We start from the raw sequence: 20,207 nt of genomic DNA, 5'->3' as shown, positions 1-20,207 counted from the left end.
CCACCTTGTCTGGTGTTCCCGGAGCCAACCCGCTTCGTGACCCCCAGGACCGACGGCTCCCGCGCATCGCGGGACCGTCGGGCCTGGTGATCTTTGGCGTCACGGGCGATTTGTCCCGTAAAAAGCTGATGCCCGCCGTCTACGACCTGGCCAACCGCGGCCTGTTGCCGCCGGGCTTCTCCCTCATCGGTTTCGCGCGCCGCGAGTGGCACGACGAGGACTTCGCACAAGAGGTCCACGACGCCGTCAAGCAGCACGCCCGTACGCCGTTCCGCGAAGAGGTCTGGCAGCAGCTCATCCAGGGGATGCGCTTCGTCCAGGGCAACTTCGACGACGACGAGGCCTTCGAGACACTGAAGGCCACGATCCAGGAGCTCGACAAGGAACAGGGCACGGGAGGCAACTTCGCCTTCTACCTGTCCGTGCCGCCGAAGTTCTTCCCCAAGGTCGTCCAGCAGCTCAAGAAGCACGGGCTCGCCGACCAGAAGGAGGGCTCCTGGCGGCGTGCCGTCATCGAGAAGCCCTTCGGCCACGACCTGAAGAGCGCGCAGGAGCTCAACCAGATCGTGCACGACGTCTTCCCGCCCAACGAGGTCTTCCGGATCGACCACTACCTGGGTAAGGAGACGGTCCAGAACATCCTGGCGCTGCGGTTCGCCAACACGATGTTCGAGCCGATCTGGAACCGGAGTTACGTCGACCACGTCCAGATCACGATGGCCGAGGACATCGGCATCGGCGGCCGGGCCGGCTACTACGACGGCATCGGCGCCGCTCGTGACGTCATCCAGAACCACCTGCTCCAGCTGCTGGCGCTGACCGCGATGGAGGAGCCCGGCTCCTTCCACCCGAAGGCCCTGGTCGCCGAGAAGCTCAAGGTGCTCACGGCGGTGGAGCTGCCGGAGGACCTCGGCAAGCACACCGTGCGCGGTCAGTACGCACACGCCTGGCAGGGCGGCGAGGAAGTCCCCGGCTACCTCGAAGAGGACGGCATCGACCCCAAGTCGAAGACCGACACCTACGCCGCGATCAAGCTGACGATCAACAACCGCCGCTGGGCGGGCGTGCCGTTCTACCTCCGTACCGGCAAGCGGCTCGGCCGCCGGGTCACGGAGATCGCGGTCGTGTTCAAGCGCGCCCCATATCTCCCCTTCGAGTCCGGCGCCACCAAGGAGCTGGGCGGCAACGCCCTGGTCATCCGGGTCCAGCCGGACGAGGGCGTGACCGTGCGGTTCGGCTCCAAGGTGCCGGGCACCTCGATGGAGGTCCGGGACGTCACGATGGACTTCGCGTACGGCGAGTCCTTCACGGAGTCCAGCCCGGAGGCGTACGAGCGGCTCATCCTCGATGTGCTGCTCGGCGACGCCAACCTCTTCCCGCGGCACCAGGAGGTCGAACTCTCCTGGAACATCCTCGACCCGATCGAGGAGTACTGGGACAAGCACGGCAAGCCCGCGCAGTACCCGGCGGGCACCTGGGGCCCGGCCGAGGCGGACGAGATGCTTGCACGAGACGGACGGAGCTGGCGCCGGCCATGAAGATCGATCTCACGGAAACCACTTCCAGCAAGATCAACCAGGCGCTGGTGTCGGCCCGCCGTGCCATCGGCACCCCGGCCATCGGCATGGTGCTGACCCTGGTCATCGTCACCGACGAGGAGAACGCGTACGACGCCCTCAAGTCGGCCGGCGACGCCTCGCGTGAACACCCCTCGCGGATCATCGCGGTGATCAAGCGGGTCAGCCGCTCGCCGCGCAGCCGCCGGGACGCCCGGCTCGACGCCGAGGTGCGGGTCGGCTCCGACGCGGGAACCGGCGAGACCGTCGTCCTGCGTCTCCACGGCGAGCTGGCCAACCACGCCCAGTCGGTGGTCCTGCCGCTGTTGCTGCCGGATGCCCCGGTCGTGGTCTGGTGGCCCGAGGACGCCCCCGACGATCCGGCGAAGGACCCGCTGGGCGCACTCGCCCAGCGCCGGATCACGGATGCGTACTCGGCGGAGAACCCGGGTGCCGAACTCGCGGTGCGCGCCCGGTCGTACACCCCGGGCGATACCGATCTGTCCTGGACCCGCATCACGCCGTGGCGCTCGATGCTGGCGGCCGCGCTCGACCAGCAGCAGGTCGAAGTCGTCTCGGCGACGGTCGAGGGCGAGTCGGAGAACCCGAGCTGCGAGCTGCTCGCCATGTGGCTCGCGGACCGGCTCAAGGTTCCGGTGGAGCGCACCCTGTCCGACGGCCCCGGTCTGACGGCCGTGCGGATGCAGACCAAGAACGGCGTCATCGTCCTGGACCGGCCGGACGGTTCGCTGGCCACGCTCTCGATGCAGGGCCAGCCGGACCGTGCGGTGGCGCTCAAGCGGCGGGACACCGCCGAGCTCCTCGCCGAGGAGTTGCGGCGCCTGGACCCGGACAACACCTACGAGACGACGGTGAAGTTCGGCGTGGAGAAGCTCGGCGGACCGGCGGAGCCGAAGCCGGCCGAGCCCGCCCCCGCTGCCGCCCCTGCCGCCGCGAAGAAGACAGCGGCCAAGAAGGCGGCGGCGAAGTGAGTGCCCCTCAGCTTGTCGTGCACCGCGACAAGGAGCTGATGGCCCAGGCCGCCGCGGCCCGGCTGATCACGAAGATCGTCGACGCCCAGGCCGCGCGCGGTCACGCCTCGGTGGTGCTCACCGGCGGGCGCAACGGCAACGGCCTGCTGGCCGCACTTGCCGACGCGCCCGCCAGGGACGCGATCGACTGGTCGCGGCTCGACCTGTGGTGGGGCGACGAACGCTTCCTGCCGGAGGGCGATCCGGAGCGCAATATCACGCAGGCCCGCGAGGCCCTGCTGGCCTCGGTGCCGCTGACCCCGTCCCGGGTGCACGCAATGCCCGCTTCGGACGGCCCCTGCGGCAACGACGCCGACGCGGCAGCGGCCGCGTACGCCGGTGAACTGGCCGCGGCGGCCGGTCCGGAGGACCACGGTCCGGTGCCGACGTTCGATGTGCTGATGCTGGGCGTCGGCCCGGACACGCATGTCGCGTCGCTCTTCCCGGAGCTGCCCGCGGTACGGGAGACCGAGCGCACCGTCGTCGGCGTGCACGGCGCTCCCAAGCCGCCGCCCATCCGCATCTCGCTCACGCTGCCCGCGATCCGGGCGGCGCGCGAGGTGTGGCTGCTCGCCGCGGGCGAGGACAAGGCGGAGGCCGCGGAGATCGCGCTCTCGGGTGCCGGGGAGATCCAGGCCCCGGCAGCCGGTGCGTACGGACGCAGCCGCACTCTGTGGCTGCTGGACGCGGCGGCGGCCTCGCGGCTGCCGCGCGCGCTGTATCCGCCGGCCTCTCCCTGAATGGTCGTCAGTACCGTTGCATGCAGGCCCGGTTGGCTCTTCGGAGCGGCCGGGCCTGTGGCGTGAAAGGCTCGGCCCATGGTGCGTATCGGAACCGTGGTGATGGGTGCGTCGGACGTACGGCGCGCGGCGGCCTTCTGGAAGGCGGCGCTCGGCTATGTGGAGCGCGAGCCCTTGCAGGACGACTGGGTGGTGCTGGTCCCGGCCGATGGACACGGTGTCGGGCTGTGCCTGGGGCGGAGCGGTACACCGGTGCAGGAGGTCCCCCGGGTCCATCTCGACCTGTACACCGAGGAGCAGGACGCCGAGGTGGACCGGCTGGTCGCACTCGGCGCGGCGCGGACCGACTGGGAACTGTACCCGGACGACCCGGATTTCGTGGTGCTCGCCGACACCGAGGGCAACAGGTTCTGCGTCATCGACACGACGCACGGCTGACCGTCGCAGTCACCGGGCCGGCGGGGGTGCGCTCCAGGAAGGGCTCCAGCAGGCCGGGGACGGCCTCGGACGCGAAGTCGAGGCCCTCGCTCGCATCCGCGTCGTACGCCGTGTACGCGCCCGCTCCGGCGGCCGTCGTCGCGGTGAGGCTCAGCACCCCGGACCGCCGCTGGAAGTACGTCTGCTTGACCGTCCAGCCGATGACACCGGCCCGTTCCAGCGCGGCGGTCGAGCGCCGGACCGTGCCGGACCGGACCACCAGGTAGTCGCCGCTGATGGCGTGTCCCAGGCCGCGGTACGCGTCCCGGGCAAGGAACACCCCGACGGGCAGTCCCACGACGGCGCAGACGAACGCGATCCAGAGCAGGACGGGTGTCAGCAGCACACCCAGGAGGGCCAGGACGAGTCCGGGGGCGGCGGTGGCCCAGAACGCCCGGCGCAGCCGGCGGCCGCGGGCCGCGAGGGGGTGCTTGGTCAGCGGGGCGCCGGTCGGGGACGTGCTCTCGCGCAGGACGTCGGCGGCGACCGTGTCGGCGACGGGCCGGGGCGCGGCGGGCAGCAGGGTGTTGTGGTCGCCGTGCTGCTCCTCGTCGTCCTTGGCCAGTCCGGTGGTGATCGCGTCGACCCGGGCTGCGCCGAACAGCCGGATGCCGAGCGGTTCGACGAGGTCGACGCCGCGCAGCCGCCGCTCCTCGATGGAGACGGACCGGGAGGTCAGCAGGCCGCGCCGGATGCGCAGCGTGCCGCCGGGTTCGCGCTCCAGCCGGTAGCTCCACCACATCTCGACCCACAGGCCGAGCGCGCCGACGACACCGGCGGCCACCGCGGCGACGGCGAGGATCACGATCATGGCGAGCAATGAGGTGTCCCGGAACCGGTCGCCGATCCAGTCGATCACCTGTCCCTGGGCCCCGAACCAGTCGCTGACCTGCATCACCGCGCCGGCCGCCGCACCGCCGAGCGCGGGGGCGACGAAGGAGGCCGGTGCGTAGCGGATCCAGCGCGGGTCGAGGGCGGCGAGCTCGCCCTCGCGATGGGTGCCCGGGGTGCCGGTGGCTGCACGTTCCAGCAGCTCGAGGCGGAGCCGTTCGCCCTCGGACCTGGGGACCGGGTCGAGCTCCAGGGTGGATTCGTTGCCGGAGTGCTCTCCGGTGCCGATGCGGACGGTGACCAGGCCGAGGACCCGTTGCAGCAGATGGGCGGTGAGGTCGACGCTGCGGATGCGTGTCCGGGCCAGTGAGCGCTTCTTGACCAGCAGCAGCCCGGTGTGGAGCTCGACCCGTTCGGCACCGATGCGGTAGCGGGTGCGGCGCCACCGTACGTAGTCGCCGGCCGCGGCGCAGCCGATCAGCACGATCGCACCGGCCAGCACCCAGGCAACCGCGGGCCCGACCCCGAACCGTCCGGAGAGGCCGAGCGTGGTGGGCACGGCCGCACCTGCCACCACCCCGGTCGTGACGAGTGCGCTGACGAGGACCGTACGCCGGTCCAGCCGCCGCCAGTCGGCACCGGTGGCCGCCTCGGGACCGGTGACGCCGCCCTCGCCCTCGGCGTCCGGGGCGACGGCCGCCTCGGAGCTCATGTGGCGTCCCCGGGGGTTTCCTGGGTGATCCGGGTCAGCCGCTCGGCCAGCTCGGCCGCCAGTTCGTGGCCCAGTCCCTCGATCCGCAGAGCGCCCTTGGACGATGCCGTGGTCACAGTGACCGTGGCGAGCCGGTAGAGCTGTTCGAGCGGGCCGCGCACGGTGTCCACGGTCTGGATCCGGGACATCGGGGCGATCCGCCACTCCTGCCTCAGAACGCCGGTTCTGACGTACACCGCCTCGTCGGTGACCTCCCAGCGATGGGTACGGAACCACCAGAGGGGGAAGAGGACGGCGCAGCCGATGCCGAGGACCGCGAGGATCGCGGCGGGCAGCAGCAGCCAGAACCGGGCTGGCTCGATGAACGCTCCCAGCACGGCCAGCACGACCACCGGCGCCGCGGTCAGCAGCAGCCACTGGGCCCGCCACCAGCCGACGGCCCTCGGGTCCAGTGTGTTGTTCGGCGGCCTCAGCCGCACCGTCCGCTCCCCCGTGGTCATCGGCTCAGCGCCCCCTGCGGGCGCGGTACGCCTGGACGAGCGCGGCGGTCGAGCTGTCCAGCTGCTCGTCCCCCTCCGCCGCGGCGGCGGCCGATGTCGACGTCCCGGTCAGCACCGGCTCGATCTTCTTGGCGAGGACCTTGCCGAGTTCGACGCCCCACTGGTCGAAGGAGTCGATGTTCCAGATGGCCCCCTGGACGAAGACCTTGTGCTCGTACAGCGCGATCAGCTGGCCGAGGACGGACGGCGTCAGCCTGTCGGCCAGGATCGTCGTCGTCGGGTGGTTGCCCCGGAAGGTCTTGTGCGGCACCAACTCCTCGGCGACGCCCTCGGCGCGGACCTCGTCCGGCGTCTTGCCGAAGGCAAGCGCCTGGGTCTGGGCGAAGAAGTTGGCCATCAGCAGATCGTGCTGGGCGACCAGACCGGGCAGCAGGTCGGCGACCGGCTCGGCGAAGCCGATGAAGTCGGCCGGGATGACCTTGGTGCCCTGGTGGATCAGCTGGTAATAGGCGTGCTGCCCATTGGTACCGGGGGTGCCCCAGACGACCGGTCCGGTCTGCCAGTCGACCGGATTGCCGTCCCGGTCCACGGACTTGCCGTTGGACTCCATGTCCAGCTGCTGCAAGTACGCGGTGAACTTGGACAGATAGTGGCTGTAGGGCAGTACGGCATGCGACTGTGCGTCGAAGAAGGCGCCGTACCAGACGCCCAACATGCCCAGCAGCAGCGGGACGTTGTCCTCGGCGGGGGCGGTGCGGAAGTGCTCGTCGACGAGGTGGAAGCCGTCGAGCATCTCACGGAACCGGTCCGGGCCGATGGCGATCATCAGCGAGAGTCCGATGGCGGAGTCGTACGAGTAGCGGCCGCCGACCCAGTCCCAGAACTCGAACATGTTGGCGGTGTCGATGCCGAAGTCCGCGACCTTCTCGGCGTTCGTGGACAGCGCCACGAAGTGCTTGGCGACGGCGTCCTGATCGGCCTTCAGCCCGGTCAGCAGCCAGTTTCGGGCAGAGGTGGCGTTGGTGATGGTCTCGATCGTGGTGAAGGTCTTCGACGCGATGACGAAGAGCGTCTCGGCCGGGTCGAGATCGCGCACGGCCTCGTGGAGGTCGGCGCCGTCGACGTTCGACACGAAGCGCACGGTGAGCGAGCGGTCCGTGAAGGAGCGCAGCACCTCGTACGCCATGGCGGGGCCGAGGTCGGAGCCGCCGATGCCGATGTTGACGATGTTTTTGATGCGCTTGCCGGTGTGACCGGTCCACTCCCCCGACCTGATGCGGTCGGAGAAGGCCGCCATCTTGTCGAGTACGGCGTGCACGGCGGGCACCACGTTCTCGCCGTCGACCTCGATCACCGCATCGCGCGGGGCACGCAGCGCGGTGTGCAGGACGGCGCGGCCCTCGGTGGTGTTGATCTTCTCGCCGCGGAACATCGCGTCCCGCAGCTCAGCCACGCCGGTGGCCACGGCGAGCTCGCGGAGCAGTCGGAGCGTCTCGTCGGTGACCAGGTGCTTGGAGTAGTCGACATACAGATCGCCGACCCGGAGGGTGTATCCGGTGCCGCGCTCCGGGTCGTCCGCAAAGAGCTGCCGCAGATGTGTCGCCCCGAGCTGCTCGCGGTGCTTGCCCAGAGCGGTCCACTCGGGCGTCTGGTTGAGCCTGGTTCGGCTTGGAGTATTCATCCCGGATATCAGCCCACTTCTTCTCGTGCCTGCAGATGCCCCGCTGCCCTTCCAACTTAATTGATCAGAGGGGTTGACGAGGCAATGGCGAGCTGCGGCACGGCGAAAGCAGTCCGGCCGGACACCCCGTGAGGTGTCCGGCCGGTGAACAACAACTAGATCTCACCCCGGAGTTTTGCCAGGGCCTCGGCGAGGATGGCCTCGCCGTCCGCATCGCTGCGCCGCTCACGTACGTACGCGAGGTGCGTCTTGTACGGTTCGGTGCGCGGCGGGTCAGGCGGGCTGTCCCGGTCCTGGCCGGCCGGGAAACCACAGCGCGGGCAGTCCCAAGTCTCCGGTACCTGCGCGTCACTGGCGAAGCTCGGCTGCGTCTCGTGCCCGTTCGAGCACCAGAAGGAGATGCGGAGGCGCGGCGCGGACTCGCCCCGCTCGGCCTCCCCCATCGGCCCCGCTCCGACCCGGCTTCCCCGGATCGCGTTGCCACTTGCCACGGTCGTAACTCCCTGCGTGATGGTGCTCGAAGATGCCCCAGTCTACGTAAGGCCCAACGCGCGTCCAGTGAAAGGAGTTACACCCTCACCGGAATCGCGTACGACGGGTCAGCTGTCCAGCTTGATCAGCAGACCAAGCACGACAATGCACGCGAACCAGGCCAGACCGATGAACACGGTGATCCGGTCGAGGTTCCGCTCGGCGACCGAGGAGCCGCCCACGGACGACTGCATACCGCCACCGAACATGTCGGAGAGGCCGCCGCCCTTGCCCTTGTGCATCAGCACCAGCAGCATCAGCAGCAGGCTGAAGACGATCAGGGCGATCTCGAACGCCAAAATCACGGCTGGTCCCTACTTTCCGGAATTCTCTGGACTGCATGTGCGAACAGCGGGGGCCGGGAGGCTACACCCTCCTCGGCCCCCGCAAGGGTACGACGGATCCGCGCTACCGCATACTCACTGGTCGCGGAAGCGGACGATCTTGACGAACTCGTCGGCGTCCAGTGCGGCCCCGCCGATCAGCGCGCCGTCCACATCGGGCTTCGACATGATCTCGGCGACGTTCCCGGACTTCACCGAGCCTCCGTACTGAATACGGACCGTGTCGGCCAGTTCCTGCGAGTACAGCTCGGCGAGGCGGCTGCGGATCGCCCCGCAGACCTCCTGGGCGTCGCCGGCGCCGCAGACCTTGCCGGTCCCGATCGCCCAGACCGGCTCGTACGCGATCACGATCGACTCGGCCAGCTCGGCGGGGACGTCCTTGAGACCACCGTCGACCTGCGCGAGCGTGTGTGCGACGTGATTGCCCGCCTCACGGACCTCCAGTTCCTCGCCGACGCAGAGGATCGGGGTCAGGCCGTGCTTGAAAGCGGCCTTCACCTTGGTGTTGCAGATCTCGTCGGTCTCGCCGTGGTACTGGCGGCGCTCGCTGTGGCCGACGGTGACATAGGTGCACTTCAGCTTGGCGAGCATCGGGCCGGAGATCTCACCGGTGTACGCGCCGGAGTCGTGCGCCGAGATGTCCTGGGCGCCGTACTTGATCTTCAGCTTGTCGCCGTCCACCAGGGTCTGCACGGAGCGCAGGTCGGTGAAGGGCGGCAGGACGGCGACCTCGACGGCGTCGTAGTCCTTGTCGGCCAGGGCGAAGGCGAGCTTCTGGACGTGTGCGATGGCCTCGAGGTGGTTGAGGTTCATCTTCCAGTTGCCCGCCATCAGCGGGGTACGGGTGTTCATGAAAAGTCAGTCCTCCAGTGCGGCGAGGCCGGGAAGCGTCTTGCCCTCGAGGTATTCGAGGCTGGCACCGCCACCGGTCGAGATGTGTCCGAATGCGTTCTCGTCGAAGCCCAGGATGCGGACGGCCGCGGCGGAGTCGCCACCGCCGACGACACTGAAGCCCTCGGAGTCGACGAGGGCCTGGGCGACGGCCCGGGTGCCCTCGGCGTAATCGGGGTGCTCGAAGACGCCCATCGGGCCGTTCCAGAAGACGGTGACGGCGTCGGCGAGCTTCGAGGCATACAGCTTGTTGGTCTCGGGGCCGTTGTCCAGGCCCATGAAACCGGCCGGGATGGCGTCCGCGGGCACGGTGCGGTGCTCGGTCGGAGCCTTGGTCCTGAGGTCCGGGAACTGCTCGGAGACCACGACGTCGACGGGGAGCACGAACTCCACGCCCTTGTCCTCGGCGCGCTTGAGGTACTCCAGCACCGCCGGGATCTGGTCCTCCTGGAGGAGGGAGCTGCCGACCTCGTGGCCCTGGGCCTTGAGGAAGGTGTACGCCATACCGCCGCCGATGAGGATGCGGTCGGCTCGCTCCAGCAGGTGGTCGATGACGCCGAGCTTGTCGGAGACCTTGGAGCCGCCGAGCACGACGGCGTACGGGCGCTCGACGTTCTCGGTGAGCTTCTTCAGGACGCCGACCTCGGTGGCGATCAGGTCGCCGGCGGCGTGCGGCAGCCGGGCCGGGAGGTCGAAGACCGAGGCGTGCTTGCGGTGGACGGCCCCGAAGCCGTCGCCCACGTACACATCGGCGAGCTCGGCGAGCTGGTCGGCGAACGCGCCGCGCTCGGCGTCGTCCTTCGACGTCTCACCGGGGTTGAAGCGGAGGTTCTCGATGACGGCGACCCGGCCGTCGGTGAGCGCGGCGACCGTGGCGCGGGCGGACTCGCCGACCGTGTCGGTCGCGAAGGCCACATCGGCGCCGAGGAGCTCACCGAGACGGGCCGCGGCGGGCGCCAGGGAGAAGGCGGGGTCCGGGGCGCCCTTGGGGCGGCCCAGATGCGAGGCGACGATGACCCGCGCACCGGCCGCGGCCAGCTTCTCCACGGTCGGCTGGACGGCACGGATACGGCCGTCGTCGGTGATGGTGGTGCCGCTCAACGGCACGTTGAGGTCGGCGCGGACGAATACGCGCTTGCCGGTGACCCCTTCGGCGAGAAGTTCGTCGATCGTCTTCATCTTGCTGGACTCCTTGGGATGACGAGAGAGCATGCAACGGGGCTCGAACGGCGCTGCGTTGCGCTGTTCGAGCCCCGTGCTCACATCGAGGTGCCTGCCGATTCGGCGGTCAGAGCTGGCTGCCGACGAAGACGGTCAGGTCGACGAGGCGGTTGGAGTAGCCCCACTCGTTGTCGTACCAGCCGATGACCTTGACCTGCGTGCCCTCTGCCATGGTCAGCAGGGAGTCGAAGGTGCAGGAGGCCGGGTCCGAGACGATGTCCGAGGACACGATCGGGTCCTGCGTGTAGGCCAGCTTGCCCTTGAGCGGGCCTTCCTCGGCGGCCTTCTGGAACGCGGCGTTGACCTCGTCGCGGGTCACCTCTCGCTCCAGCGTGATGACCAGGTCGGTGACCGAACCGGTCGGGACCGGGACGCGCATCGCCATGCCGTCGAGCTTGCCCTTGAGCTGCGGGAGCACCAGAGCGGTGGCCTTGGCGGCACCGGTCGTGGTCGGGATGATGTTCTCCGCGGCGGCGCGGGCGCGACGCAGGTCGGAGTGCGGGAAGTCCAGGATGCGCTGGTCGTTCGTGTACGCGTGGACCGTCGTCATGAGGCCCTTGACGATGCCGAAGTTCTCGTCCAGAACCTTGGCCATCGGCGCGACACAGTTGGTGGTGCAGGAGGCGTTGGAGATGACGTGGTGGTTGGCCGCGTCGTACTTCTCCTCGTTGACACCCATCACGATGGTGATGTCCTCGTTCTTGGCCGGGGCCGAGATGAGGACCTTCTTGGCGCCACCCGCGATGTGCTTCTCGGCGTCGGCCTTCTTGGTGAAGATGCCGGTCGACTCGATGACGATGTCGACGCCCAGCTCACCCCAGGGGATGTCGGCCGGATTGCGCTCGGAGAGCACCTTGATGGTGTGGCCATCGACGGTGATGCTGTCGGCGGTGTGGCTGACCTCGGCCTTGAGACGGCCCAGGATCGTGTCGTACTTCAGAAGGTGCGCCGTGGTCGCGGTGTCACCCAGGTCGTTGACAGCCACGATCTCGATGTCCGCACCCTGCTCCAGCAGCGCGCGGAAGTAGTTACGACCGATGCGGCCAAAGCCGTTGATGCCTACGCGGATCGTCACGAACCGATCTCCTCGTTAGGTACGCGGGGTTTCCACCCCGGCGAGTTGTATGAGATGTCCCCGACCGCCTCCGACCCTACCTCTCCGACGGCCCCGGGGTGACATCGAGCAGGGCCGTAGGAACCGCCGAGGCCCGTACTCCTCGGGCAGGAGTACGGGCCTTCGGATACTCGGCCGTACCGGCAGCCATGATTACGGAGCGTCAACGTTCCTGGGAATGCCGCGCGTTCTGTATCCGGCCGACTTCATGGCCGTCGCGGGTCAGCCCACCAGGCCGTCGGCGAGCTCCTCGCTGAGGGTGGATTCCGTGCCCGGGATACCCAGATCCTGGGCCCGCTTGTCGGCCATCGCCAGCAGCCGTCGGATCCGGCCGGCGACCGCGTCCTTGGTCAGCGGCGGGTCGGCGAGCGCGCCCAACTCCTCCAAGGAGGCCTGCTTGTGCTCCATGCGCAGCCGTCCGGCCGCCGCGAGGTGCTCGGGCACCTCCTCGCCCAGGATCTCCAGCGCGCGCCCCACCCGGGCGCCCGCGGCGACCGCGGCCCGCGCGGAACGGCGCAGGTTGGCGTCGTCGAAGTTGGCGAGCCGGTTCGCGGTGGCGCGGACCTCGCGGCGCATCCGCCGCTCCTCCCAGGCCAGCACCGACTCATGGGCGCCGAGCCGGGTGAGCAGGGCGCCGATCGCGTCGCCGTCACGGACGACGACCCGGTCCACCCCGCGCACCTCGCGGGCCTTCGCCGCGATGGAGAGCCTGCGGGCCGCGCCGACCAGCGCGAGCGCCGCCTCCGGGCCCGGGCAGGTCACCTCCAGCGAGGAGGAGCGGCCCGGCTCGGTGAGCGAGCCATGTGCCAGGAAGGCCCCGCGCCAGGCGGCCTCGGCATCGCAGGTGGCCCCCGAGACCACCTGCGGGGGCAGGCCGCGGATGGGACGGCCGCGGCCGTCCACCAGGCCGGTCTGGCGGGCCAGCTGATCGCCGCCCGCCACCACCCGTACGACATAGCGGGAGCCACGCCGCAGCCCGCCGGGAGCCATCACGATCAGTTCCGAGCTGTGCCCGAAGATCTCAAGAATGTCCCGCTTCAGCCGGCGCGCCGCCATTGCGGTGTCCAGCTCCGCCTCGATCACAATCCGGCCGCTCACCAGGTGCAGCCCACCTGCGAACCGAAGAATCGCCGAGACTTCTGCCTTCCTGCAGCAGGTCCGGGTCACGGGAAGCCGAGAGATTTCGTCCTTCACCGCCGGCGTCATCGCCATGGGCCGATCCTTCCATGCATCCGAAAAATACGGTCGTACGCGGCGGCCAACAGCTCCGGATCATGAATCGGAACGCCGTCGGGTGAGGCCACCGGCGCCAGCTCGACCGCGGCGCCGAGCCACTTGGCGGCGTCGGCGAGGGACTCGCGATCGGGCACGGCGGCTTCGTCGGCCAGCACCACGTCCATGGCGAGTTTAGGGGCGTGTCGTCCCAAAACCTCCAAATGACGCTGCGGAGAGAAGCCATCAGTTTCGCCGGGTTGCGGTGCGAGGTTGAGCGAGAGGACCTTGCGGGCCTTGGTCTCGATCAGCGCGTCGAGCAGTTCCGGGACGAGCAGATGCGGGATCACGGAGGAGAACCAGGACCCCGGGCCGAGCACCACCCAGTCCGCGTCGAGGACCGCCGCGACAGCCTCGGGAACGGCCGGCGGGTCGTTCGGAACGAGGTGGACGGACTGCACCTCGCCCGGGGTGAGCGCCACGGTGGCCTGGCCCCGCACCGTGTCCACGTCATCCGGGCGGGCCGGGTCGTGTCCCCGTACGAGCGCCTGGAGCTCCAGCGGCACGGCGGACATGGGCAGCACCCGGCCGTGCGCCCCGAGGAGCTTGCCGACCAGGTCCAGGGCCTGGACGTGGTCGCCGAGCTGCTCCCACAGAGCGACGATCAGCAGATTGCCGACCGCGTGCTCGTGCAGATCGCCCTTGGACTGGAAGCGGTGCTGGATGACCTGGGCCCAGGTCTGGCCCCAGTCGTCGTCACCGCACAGGGCCGCGAGCGCCTTGCGCAGGTCGCCGGGGGGCAGGACGCCGAGCTCCTCGCGGAGCCGGCCGCTGGAGCCGCCGTCGTCGGCGACGGTGACCACGGCCGTGAGATCGCCGGTGATCCGGCGGAGCGCCGCGAGCGACGCGGACAGGCCCATGCCCCCGCCGAGGGCGACGACCTTGGGCTGCGCGCTGCGCTTGCGGCCGGAGATCGCAGAGGTGGCTCTGCGCAGCCGGCGCAGGCGCAGATTACGGCTGGTCACTCGCGCCCCATGTCCCGGTGGACGAGGACGGTCTCGATGCCTTCGGTCGCGAGCCTGGCCGCGAGCTTCTCGGACATGGCGACCGAGCGGTGCTTGCCGCCCGTGCAGCCGACGGCGATCGTCACATAGCGCTTGCCCTCGCGGCGGTACCCGGCGGCGATGAGCTGGAGCAGCTCCGTGTACTGGTTGAGGAATTCCTTGGCGCCGGGTTGGTCGAAGACGTAGGCGGAGACCTCTTCGTTGAGTCCGGTGAACGGGCGCAGCTCGGGGACCCAGTGCGGGTTGGGCAGGAAGCGGCAGTCGACCACCAGGTCGGCGTCGACCGGCAGGCCGTACTTGAAGCCGAACGACATCACCGTGGCGCGCAGCTCCGGCTCCTCGTCGCCGGCGAACTGGGCGTCCATCTTGGCGCGCAGTTCGTGCACATTGAGGCTGGAGGTGTCGATCACCAGGTCGGCGTCGCCGCGCAGCTCGCGCAGCAGGTCGCGCTCGGCGGCGATGCCGTCGACGATCCGGCCGTCGCCCTGGAGGGGGTGCGGGCGGCGGACCGACTCGAAGCGCCGGACCAGCGCGTCGTCGGAGGACTCCAGGAAGACGATGCGCCGGGTGACGTGCTTTGCCTCCAGGTCCGCGAGGGACTCGCGGAGGTTGTCGAAGAAGCGGCGGCCCCGCACGTCGACGACGACGGCGATCCGGGCCACGTTGCCCTGAGAGCGGGCGCCGAGCTCGACCATGGTGGGGATCAGGGCGGGCGGCAGGTTGTCGACGACGAACCAGCCGAGGTCCTCCAGACACTTGGCCGCGGTGCTGCGCCCGGCGCCCGACATCCCCGAGATGATCACCAGCTCGGGAATGGCCGCGTTCCCGTCACCCGTCTCGATCGTGGTGCCCGTACTCACGTGTCCTGCTCCGTCTGCTCGGTCGGTGCTGTTGTGCTCGACTTCATGTTCGTGTTCGTGCTCAGTCATGTCGTGCTGCCCCCGTCGTCATCTTCAATGATCTCTCCTGTCGCCGTGTTCACGGCGGGCGTGGCCGGGGCAGCCGAGGCCAGGGCGACAGCCACCGATTCCGCAGTCCTGCGGCCTATCCCCGGAACCTCGCAGATCTCGTCGATTGTCGCCTGCTTCAGCTTCTTCACGGAGCCGAAATGCTTGATCAGCGCCTGTTTCCGGGTCTCGCCGAGGCCGGCGACGGCATCCAGGGGGCTGGAACGGATGCGCTTGGCCCGCTTGGCGCGCTGATACGTGATCGCGAAGCGGTGGGCCTCGTCACGGACACGCTGGAGGAGATAGAGGCCCTCACTGGAGCGGGGCAGGACGACGGGGTCGTCGTCCTCGGGCAGCCAGACCTCTTCGAGGCGCTTGGCAAGGCCGCAGACGGCGATGTCGTCGATCCCGAGCTCGTCGAGGGCGCGCTTGGCGGCGGCGACCTGCGGCTGGCCGCCGTCGACCACGACGAGCTGCGGCGGATAGGCGAACCGCTTGGGACGGCCGTCGTCCTCACGGGGCTCGGCGTCCGGATCGGGGGTGGTGTCCGGGACGGAGGTGGTGCCTGCGCCGGGGACGGTGTCCACGCCGACGACCGGGGCGGCCGGGCCGGTCAGGGCCGCCGGGGCGGTTTGCGGGGCCGGGACGGGGCCGGTCGGCGCGGGGGTCTCCTCCCACTCCCCCGTCCGCTCCTTCTCCTGGAGATACCGCTTGAAGCGGCGGCCGATCACCTCATGCATCGACCGGACGTCGTCCTGGCCCTCGAAGCCCTTGATCTGGAAGCGGCGGTACTCGCTCTTTCGGGCAAGACCGTCCTCGAAGACGACCATGGAGGCGACCACGTCGTCGCCCTGGAGATGCGAGATGTCGAAGCACTCGATGCGCAGCGGAGCCGTGTCGAGGCCGAGCGCCTCGGCGATCTCCTCCAGGGCGCGGGAGCGGGTCGTCAGGTCGGAGGCGCGCTTGGTCTTGTGCAGCCCCAGTGCCTGCTGGGCGTTGCGCTGAACCGTCGCCATCAGGTCCTTCTTGTCGCCGCGCTGCGGGATCCGCAGGCTGACGTGGGATCCCCTGCGGTCGGCGAGCCACTGGGAGACCGCGTCGGGGTCCTCGGGGAGGGCCGGGACGAGGACCTCCTTGGGAACGGAGTCGCCCGTCTCCTCGCCGTACAGCTGCTGCAGGGCGTGCTCGACCAGGCCCGAGGTGTCTACGTTCTCGACCTTGTCGGTGACCCAGCCGCGCTGACCGCGCACCCGGCCGCCGCGCACATGGAAGATCTGGACGGCGGCTTCGAGCTCGTCCTCGGCGACCGCGATCAGGTCGGCGTCGGTGGCGTCGGCGAGGACGACGGCGCTCTTCTCCATGGCCCGTTTGAGGGCCTCCACGTCGTCGCGGAGCCGGGCCGCCCGCTCGTACTCCATCTCTTCGGCCGCCGCCATCATGTCCTTCTCCAGGCGGCGGATGTACGTGCCGGTGCGGCCGGCCATGAAGTCGCAGAAGTCGCCCGCCAGTTCGCGGTGTTCCTCGGGGGTGACCCGGCCGACGCAGGGGGCCGAGCACTTGCCGATGTAGCCGAGGAGGCACGGGCGGCCGGTCCTGGCGGCGTTCTTGAAGACTCCGGCGGAACACGTACGCACCGGAAAGACCCGGAGCATCAGGTCGACCGTCTCGCGGATCGCCCAGGCGTGCCCGTACGGACCGAAGTAGCGCACGCCCTTCTTCTTGGCTCCGCGCATGACCTGGACGCGCGGGAATTCCTCGTTGAGCGTGACCGCGAGATACGGATAGCTCTTGTCGTCGCGGTACTTGACGTTGAACCGGGGGTCGAACTCCTTGATCCAGGAGTACTCCAGCTGGAGCGCCTCGACCTCCGTGGAGACGACGGTCCACTCCACCGAGGCTGCCGTAGTGACCATCGTGCGCGTACGCGGGTGGAGCGCGGCCAGGTCCTGGAAGTAATTGGCCAGGCGCTGGCGCAGGTTCTTGGCCTTTCCGACGTAGATCACCCGGCGGTGTTCGTCGCGGAATTTGTAGACCCCCGGAGAGTCGGGGATCTGTCCCGGCTTGGGGCGGTAGCTGGAGGGGTCTGCCATGTGTCCCACCCTACTTGCGGGCAGTGACAGTGCGGCCTGCTCGGCAGTGGTGCCGTGCCCCGGGGCGCGGGTTGAGGGAGCGCGCCCCGGAGCACGGGGTCAGCGGGTGCCGTTGCCGGTCACGGGGTTTCCCGGTGGCGGCGGCGGTTGCGCAGTGCCGTGATGCCGCCGAGGGCGAGCACGGCGAGGGCACCCGCTCCGGCGGCGGCCGACGTGGCGGTCAGGGCCGTGTCGGAAGCCGTGCTCGCGGCAGCCACCCGGTGGGTTCCGCCGGCGCCTTCCCGGGGGCCGGAAGCAGTTGCGGACGGTGCGTATCCCCCCGCCTTGCCGGAGCGGCCGTAACCGGAGCCGGGGAGCTTGTCGCCGTAGGCCTCCCGTACCCGGGCGCGGTAGGCGGCCAGTGTGGTGCCGCGGGCGCCGACCGCACGGACCGCGTCCTGGTCCAGCGGGAGCACCTCGGCCCCCTTCTGGACGTACCAGGCGTCGATCTGCGGCTCGCGGAAGACCGTCCCGCCGGGGAGCTTGTGGGCGCCCGCGGCGGCGTACCGTGTCTCGTCGTCGCCGGTGGCGATGTTCACCACCTGCCAGCCGCCGTCCTTCCCTTCCTTCCCTTCCTTCGGAAGGGTCCACAGGGACGCCTTCTGGCCGTCCGAGGAGACGGCCGTGGTGGCGAGGTAGTCCAGCCTGGCGACGGGCGCTCCCGGTTTCCCCGCGACGAAGTCCGGGTCGAGGGTGCGTACGGGGACGGCGGCGCCCTCGATACGCGGCGCGGCCGCCGACCTTGTGATCTTGCCTTCGCGGGCGAAGAACCGGGACAGGGTGTCCAGGGTCGCGGGATCGGTGGCTACTCGACGGGCGGCGGTCAGGGCGGCCGGATCGGCTGCGGGGCCGGTGGCGGCGGCCGCCTGCGGGGCCGTGACAGTGAGCAGGGCGGCGCCTGTCAGAACGCCCGTGGCGGCCAGGGCGGCAGCTGCGGACCGTGCGGTGCGTGCGGTCTTGGAGATCACGCCGTCACGCTCCGATCCGGTACAGCGAGTGGGTCCAGGAGAACTCGTTGTTGCTCACGTACCAGGCATGCGAGGCCCAGTTGTAACGGTTGCTGGAGGGCCATGGATCGCCCCAGTAGACCCAGCTGTTCGCGTCGTCGTACCCGTACAGGACATGCATGTGGCCACCGCCGGCCGACCACTGGATGCGGGTCTCGACGGGGCGTCCTGCGACGATCTCGGCCTGGACGGTGGGGTAGCGGAGCCAGCCGGTGACGTACGAACCGGGGTTGATGCCGGCCCAGTCGAGACCGTCCTGGACGTTGCCGAGCGAGGCCTGCGAGTTGGGGCACTCGTAGCCCTGGGAGCGGCCGAAGGCGGCGTTGCAGAACTGGTTCTGCGAGTAGGTGCGGCCGAACCAGGTGGCGATGGTGTTGCCGGCTGCCGCCCAGCACCAGTTGGTCTTCTGCTGGGCCTGCATGGTGATGTTCAGGCGCTGGGTGGCGGCGATGCTGCTGTCGGCGGCAGCGGTGCCTTGTACCGCCGAGGCACTCGTGGTGGGGATCTGCGCTGCTGAGGCGGTCGCCGTCGGTAAGACGAGCAGTACGGCGGCTAGGACGGCCGTGATCGGGAGTCGTCCCGGTCGGATACTTCGGTTGCGCATTGCGTTCCTCCCAATGCAGGGGGTGTGTGATCGCAGGAGCGCGTCCGGACGCTGTTCGAGGAGCATCAACCGTTGTCGGGGACGGGTCAACACGCTTCAATGCGGGGGAACATCGCGGTGTGAACGGCGTGGCGAATACGTGAACGGATCTCCCCCGGCCACCTGCGGCACCGCCCCCGCCGACGCGGTCTCCCCATCCCGCGTCGTGAACGTTCACCTGGAGGACCTCATGCAGCACACCGAGGCCGAGCTGGCGCAGGTGCTGCACACCGGCCCGTTCCATCTGGCGCTGCGCACCGCACTCGCGGTGCGGGGGCTGCCGCTCCAGCGGGTGCAGCACCATCTCGCACACCGCGGGATCAAGGTCGGTGTGACCAGCCTGAGTTACTGGCAGCAGGGGGCCAGGCGCCCGCAGCGCACCGAGTCGTTGCGGGCGGTGAGAGCGCTGGAGGAGGTGCTGCAACTGCCGGGGAACTCGCTGCTCCGCCTTTTGGAGACCGGGAACGGCCGTGTGGACGCCGACCGTCCGGCCGCACGCTCGTACCGTTCCCTGATGGAGGCGTCCGGCGCGGTGGAGCGGTTGCTCGCCACGATGGGGTCACCGATGGACGGCGGGCTGCACACCGTGGGGCATCACGAGCGGATACGGATCGGGCCCGGCCGGGAACTGCGGCAACGGGAATCGCAGCATGTGGTGCGCGCGCACCGGGACGACATCGACCGCTATCTCGCCGTCTACCGGGGCGATCCGGGCTGCGATCCGGCGCGGGTGGAGGTGGCGGCCCGGGAGAACTGCCGGACGGGGCGGGTCCGCTGGGACCGGGAGACGGGAGTGCTCGTCGCGGAGCTGCTCTTCGACACCCGGCTGAGGGCGGGTGACACATACCTCTTCGGCTACGGCTTCGACGATGCCACGGGAGGGCCGTGCGGCGAGTACGTGCGCGGCTTCAGTTTCGGCGGCGGACAGTACGTGCTGCAGGTGGGCTTCGACGAGGCCGCGCTGCCGGTCCGGTGCCGGAGCTTCTCCCAGGTCTCGGCGGGGGCGCCGCGCGGCGCCCGTGCGGATCTCACGCTCGCCGGCCGGCACCGGACCGTTCACCTGGTGGAGCAGGGGGTACGGCCCGGCCTGGTCGGCATCGACTGGGACTGGGAGTGACTCCGTCCCCGGCAGGGCGTCAGGCCTCGGGGCCCGCGACGAGCTTTCCGCCCTCGATCCTGACCGGGACCGAGGGCAGCGGCGCAGTCGCCGGGCCGTGCATGGCCTTGCCGGTCGTCGTATCGAAGCGGCTGCCGTGGCAGGGGCAGTTCCCCACGTTGTCCTCGACCTTGTCCAGCAGGCAGCCCGCGTGGGTGCACTGGGCGCTGAACGCCTTGTACTGGCCCTTGGCCGGGCACGTGACGATGACCCGCTGGTCGCGGTAGAGCTTGGATCCGCCGACCGGAATCTCTTCCGCCGCGCCGAGCTGGACGGGGGCGGTCGGCGTCGGCGTCTCGGCATGGCCGAGCTTCGATTCGGTCGAGCAGGCGGCCACTCCCAGCCCGGCAGCGCCGGCGAGAGCGGCACCCTTCAGCACGGTACGGCGGGCGGCGGGCTGGCCGGGCATGCGGTCTCCAC

At 69.9% G+C, this 20,207-nt stretch carries 20 protein-coding genes; 5 read left to right on the top strand and 15 right to left on the bottom strand.

Features of this window, described 5'->3' with window-relative positions; translation table 11 throughout:
• The first annotated feature begins 5 nt into the window (after positions 1 to 5).
• The 4 genes from zwf to OG609_RS31000 all read left to right on the top strand — a co-directional run bounded on the left by zwf (position 6) and on the right by OG609_RS31000 (position 3,765).
• A complete protein-coding gene (gene zwf, locus OG609_RS31015) occupies positions 6 to 1,538 on the top strand; it encodes a glucose-6-phosphate dehydrogenase (RefSeq protein ID WP_327275856.1) in 1,533 nt (510 codons plus the stop codon).
• A complete protein-coding gene (gene opcA, locus OG609_RS31010; protein WP_327275855.1) occupies positions 1,535 to 2,548 on the top strand; it encodes a glucose-6-phosphate dehydrogenase assembly protein OpcA in 1,014 nt (337 codons plus the stop codon). Before zwf ends, opcA begins: the two co-directional genes overlap by 4 nt.
• The gene (gene pgl, locus OG609_RS31005; protein WP_327275854.1) at positions 2,545 to 3,327 is read left to right on the top strand and encodes a 6-phosphogluconolactonase; all 783 of its coding nucleotides are present in this window, start codon (positions 2,545 to 2,547) and stop codon (positions 3,325 to 3,327) included. The genes opcA and pgl overlap by 4 nt, the downstream gene beginning before the upstream one ends.
• A gap of 78 nt (positions 3,328 to 3,405) precedes the next feature.
• On the top strand, positions 3,406 to 3,765 hold the full coding sequence (locus OG609_RS31000) for a VOC family protein (protein WP_327275853.1): 360 nt from the start codon (positions 3,406 to 3,408) through the stop codon (positions 3,763 to 3,765).
• Here OG609_RS31000 and OG609_RS30995 read toward each other — a convergent pair.
• The 14 genes from OG609_RS30995 to OG609_RS30930 form a co-directional block, all read right to left on the bottom strand.
• The gene (locus OG609_RS30995) at positions 3,743 to 5,347 is read right to left on the bottom strand and encodes a PH domain-containing protein (protein ID WP_327275852.1); all 1,605 of its coding nucleotides are present in this window, start codon (positions 5,345 to 5,347) and stop codon (positions 3,743 to 3,745) included. The two genes, OG609_RS31000 and OG609_RS30995, sit on opposite strands and share 23 nt — an antisense overlap.
• Positions 5,344 to 5,847 carry a PH domain-containing protein gene (locus tag OG609_RS30990; RefSeq protein WP_327275851.1) on the bottom strand — a complete coding sequence of 168 codons (504 nt, stop codon included), beginning with the start codon at positions 5,845 to 5,847 and terminating at the stop codon, positions 5,344 to 5,346. The genes OG609_RS30995 and OG609_RS30990 overlap by 4 nt, the downstream gene beginning before the upstream one ends.
• 4 nt (positions 5,848 to 5,851) lie before the next feature.
• Entirely contained in the window at positions 5,852 to 7,528 is a 1,677-nt protein-coding gene (pgi, locus tag OG609_RS30985; protein WP_327275850.1) for a glucose-6-phosphate isomerase, read from the bottom strand.
• 155 nt (positions 7,529 to 7,683) lie between these two features.
• Positions 7,684 to 8,019 (bottom strand): RNA polymerase-binding protein RbpA, encoded by a 336-nt coding sequence (locus tag OG609_RS30980; RefSeq protein ID WP_072483070.1) that lies wholly within the window; start codon positions 8,017 to 8,019, stop codon positions 7,684 to 7,686.
• Between the two features lie 108 nt (positions 8,020 to 8,127).
• Positions 8,128 to 8,364 (bottom strand): preprotein translocase subunit SecG, encoded by a 237-nt coding sequence (secG, locus tag OG609_RS30975; protein ID WP_093899524.1) that lies wholly within the window; start codon positions 8,362 to 8,364, stop codon positions 8,128 to 8,130.
• Positions 8,365 to 8,478: 114 nt separating this feature from the next.
• Entirely contained in the window at positions 8,479 to 9,255 is a 777-nt protein-coding gene (gene tpiA / locus OG609_RS30970) for a triose-phosphate isomerase (protein WP_327275849.1), read from the bottom strand.
• Positions 9,256 to 9,261: 6 nt separating this feature from the next.
• Positions 9,262 to 10,473: a phosphoglycerate kinase gene (locus tag OG609_RS30965; RefSeq protein WP_327275848.1), complete on the bottom strand. Its 1,212-nt coding sequence runs from the start codon at positions 10,471 to 10,473 to the stop codon at positions 9,262 to 9,264.
• A gap of 109 nt (positions 10,474 to 10,582) precedes the next feature.
• A complete protein-coding gene (gene gap, locus OG609_RS30960; protein WP_327275847.1) occupies positions 10,583 to 11,590 on the bottom strand; it encodes a type I glyceraldehyde-3-phosphate dehydrogenase in 1,008 nt (335 codons plus the stop codon).
• 261 nt (positions 11,591 to 11,851) lie between these two features.
• Entirely contained in the window at positions 11,852 to 12,841 is a 990-nt protein-coding gene (whiA, locus tag OG609_RS30955; protein ID WP_030919772.1) for a DNA-binding protein WhiA, read from the bottom strand.
• The gene (locus OG609_RS30950; RefSeq protein ID WP_327275846.1) at positions 12,832 to 13,866 is read right to left on the bottom strand and encodes a gluconeogenesis factor YvcK family protein; all 1,035 of its coding nucleotides are present in this window, start codon (positions 13,864 to 13,866) and stop codon (positions 12,832 to 12,834) included. Before OG609_RS30950 ends, whiA begins: the two co-directional genes overlap by 10 nt.
• Entirely contained in the window at positions 13,863 to 14,834 is a 972-nt protein-coding gene (gene rapZ / locus OG609_RS30945; RefSeq protein ID WP_093899529.1) for an RNase adapter RapZ, read from the bottom strand. The genes OG609_RS30950 and rapZ overlap by 4 nt, the downstream gene beginning before the upstream one ends.
• The gene (gene uvrC, locus OG609_RS30940; RefSeq protein ID WP_327275845.1) at positions 14,831 to 16,942 is read right to left on the bottom strand and encodes an excinuclease ABC subunit UvrC; all 2,112 of its coding nucleotides are present in this window, start codon (positions 16,940 to 16,942) and stop codon (positions 14,831 to 14,833) included. Before uvrC ends, rapZ begins: the two co-directional genes overlap by 4 nt.
• A 119-nt stretch (positions 16,943 to 17,061) precedes the next feature.
• The gene (locus tag OG609_RS30935; RefSeq protein ID WP_442818017.1) at positions 17,062 to 17,949 is read right to left on the bottom strand and encodes a hypothetical protein; all 888 of its coding nucleotides are present in this window, start codon (positions 17,947 to 17,949) and stop codon (positions 17,062 to 17,064) included.
• Positions 17,950 to 17,953: 4 nt separating this feature from the next.
• On the bottom strand, positions 17,954 to 18,592 hold the full coding sequence (locus OG609_RS30930) for a papain-like cysteine protease family protein (protein ID WP_327275844.1): 639 nt from the start codon (positions 18,590 to 18,592) through the stop codon (positions 17,954 to 17,956).
• Between the two features lie 229 nt (positions 18,593 to 18,821).
• Here OG609_RS30930 and OG609_RS30925 point away from each other — a divergent pair, with 229 nt between their 5' ends.
• Entirely contained in the window at positions 18,822 to 19,748 is a 927-nt protein-coding gene (locus OG609_RS30925) for a hypothetical protein (protein WP_327278243.1), read from the top strand.
• A 19-nt stretch (positions 19,749 to 19,767) separates the two neighbouring features.
• Here OG609_RS30925 and OG609_RS30920 read toward each other — a convergent pair whose 3' ends face one another.
• Positions 19,768 to 20,196 carry a Rieske (2Fe-2S) protein gene (locus tag OG609_RS30920; protein WP_327275843.1) on the bottom strand — a complete coding sequence of 143 codons (429 nt, stop codon included), beginning with the start codon at positions 20,194 to 20,196 and terminating at the stop codon, positions 19,768 to 19,770.
• Positions 20,197 to 20,207: the final 11 nt, after the last annotated feature.

The organism is Streptomyces sp. NBC_01224, from assembly GCF_036002945.1.
Classification (GTDB): Bacteria; Actinomycetota; Actinomycetes; order Streptomycetales; family Streptomycetaceae; genus Streptomyces.
The sequence above is the reverse complement of the archived record's forward strand: the minus strand, read 5'-3'. Positions and strand labels throughout refer to the sequence as shown.

What these genes read in the sequence shown, in the direction of transcription:
- opcA (WP_327275855.1), top strand. Translation starts at nt 1,535, where the DNA reads ATGAAGATCGATCTCACGGAAACCACTTCCAGCAAGATCAACCAGGCG.
- OG609_RS31000 (WP_327275853.1), top strand. Translation starts at nt 3,406, where the DNA reads ATGGTGCGTATCGGAACCGTGGTGATGGGTGCGTCGGACGTACGGCGC.
- OG609_RS30995 (WP_327275852.1), bottom strand. Translation starts at nt 5,347, where the DNA reads ATGAGCTCCGAGGCGGCCGTCGCCCCGGACGCCGAGGGCGAGGGCGGC.
- OG609_RS30990 (WP_327275851.1), bottom strand. Translation starts at nt 5,847, where the DNA reads ATGACCACGGGGGAGCGGACGGTGCGGCTGAGGCCGCCGAACAACACA.
- pgi (WP_327275850.1), bottom strand. Translation starts at nt 7,528, where the DNA reads ATGAATACTCCAAGCCGAACCAGGCTCAACCAGACGCCCGAGTGGACC.
- tpiA (WP_327275849.1), bottom strand. Translation starts at nt 9,255, where the DNA reads ATGAACACCCGTACCCCGCTGATGGCGGGCAACTGGAAGATGAACCTC.
- OG609_RS30965 (WP_327275848.1), bottom strand. Translation starts at nt 10,473, where the DNA reads ATGAAGACGATCGACGAACTTCTCGCCGAAGGGGTCACCGGCAAGCGC.
- whiA (WP_030919772.1), bottom strand. Translation starts at nt 12,841, where the DNA reads ATGGCGATGACGCCGGCGGTGAAGGACGAAATCTCTCGGCTTCCCGTG.
- rapZ (WP_093899529.1), bottom strand. Translation starts at nt 14,834, where the DNA reads ATGACTGAGCACGAACACGAACATGAAGTCGAGCACAACAGCACCGAC.
- uvrC (WP_327275845.1), bottom strand. Translation starts at nt 16,942, where the DNA reads ATGGCAGACCCCTCCAGCTACCGCCCCAAGCCGGGACAGATCCCCGAC.
- OG609_RS30930 (WP_327275844.1), bottom strand. Translation starts at nt 18,592, where the DNA reads ATGCGCAACCGAAGTATCCGACCGGGACGACTCCCGATCACGGCCGTC.
- OG609_RS30925 (WP_327278243.1), top strand. Translation starts at nt 18,822, where the DNA reads ATGCAGCACACCGAGGCCGAGCTGGCGCAGGTGCTGCACACCGGCCCG.
- OG609_RS30920 (WP_327275843.1), bottom strand. Translation starts at nt 20,196, where the DNA reads ATGCCCGGCCAGCCCGCCGCCCGCCGTACCGTGCTGAAGGGTGCCGCT.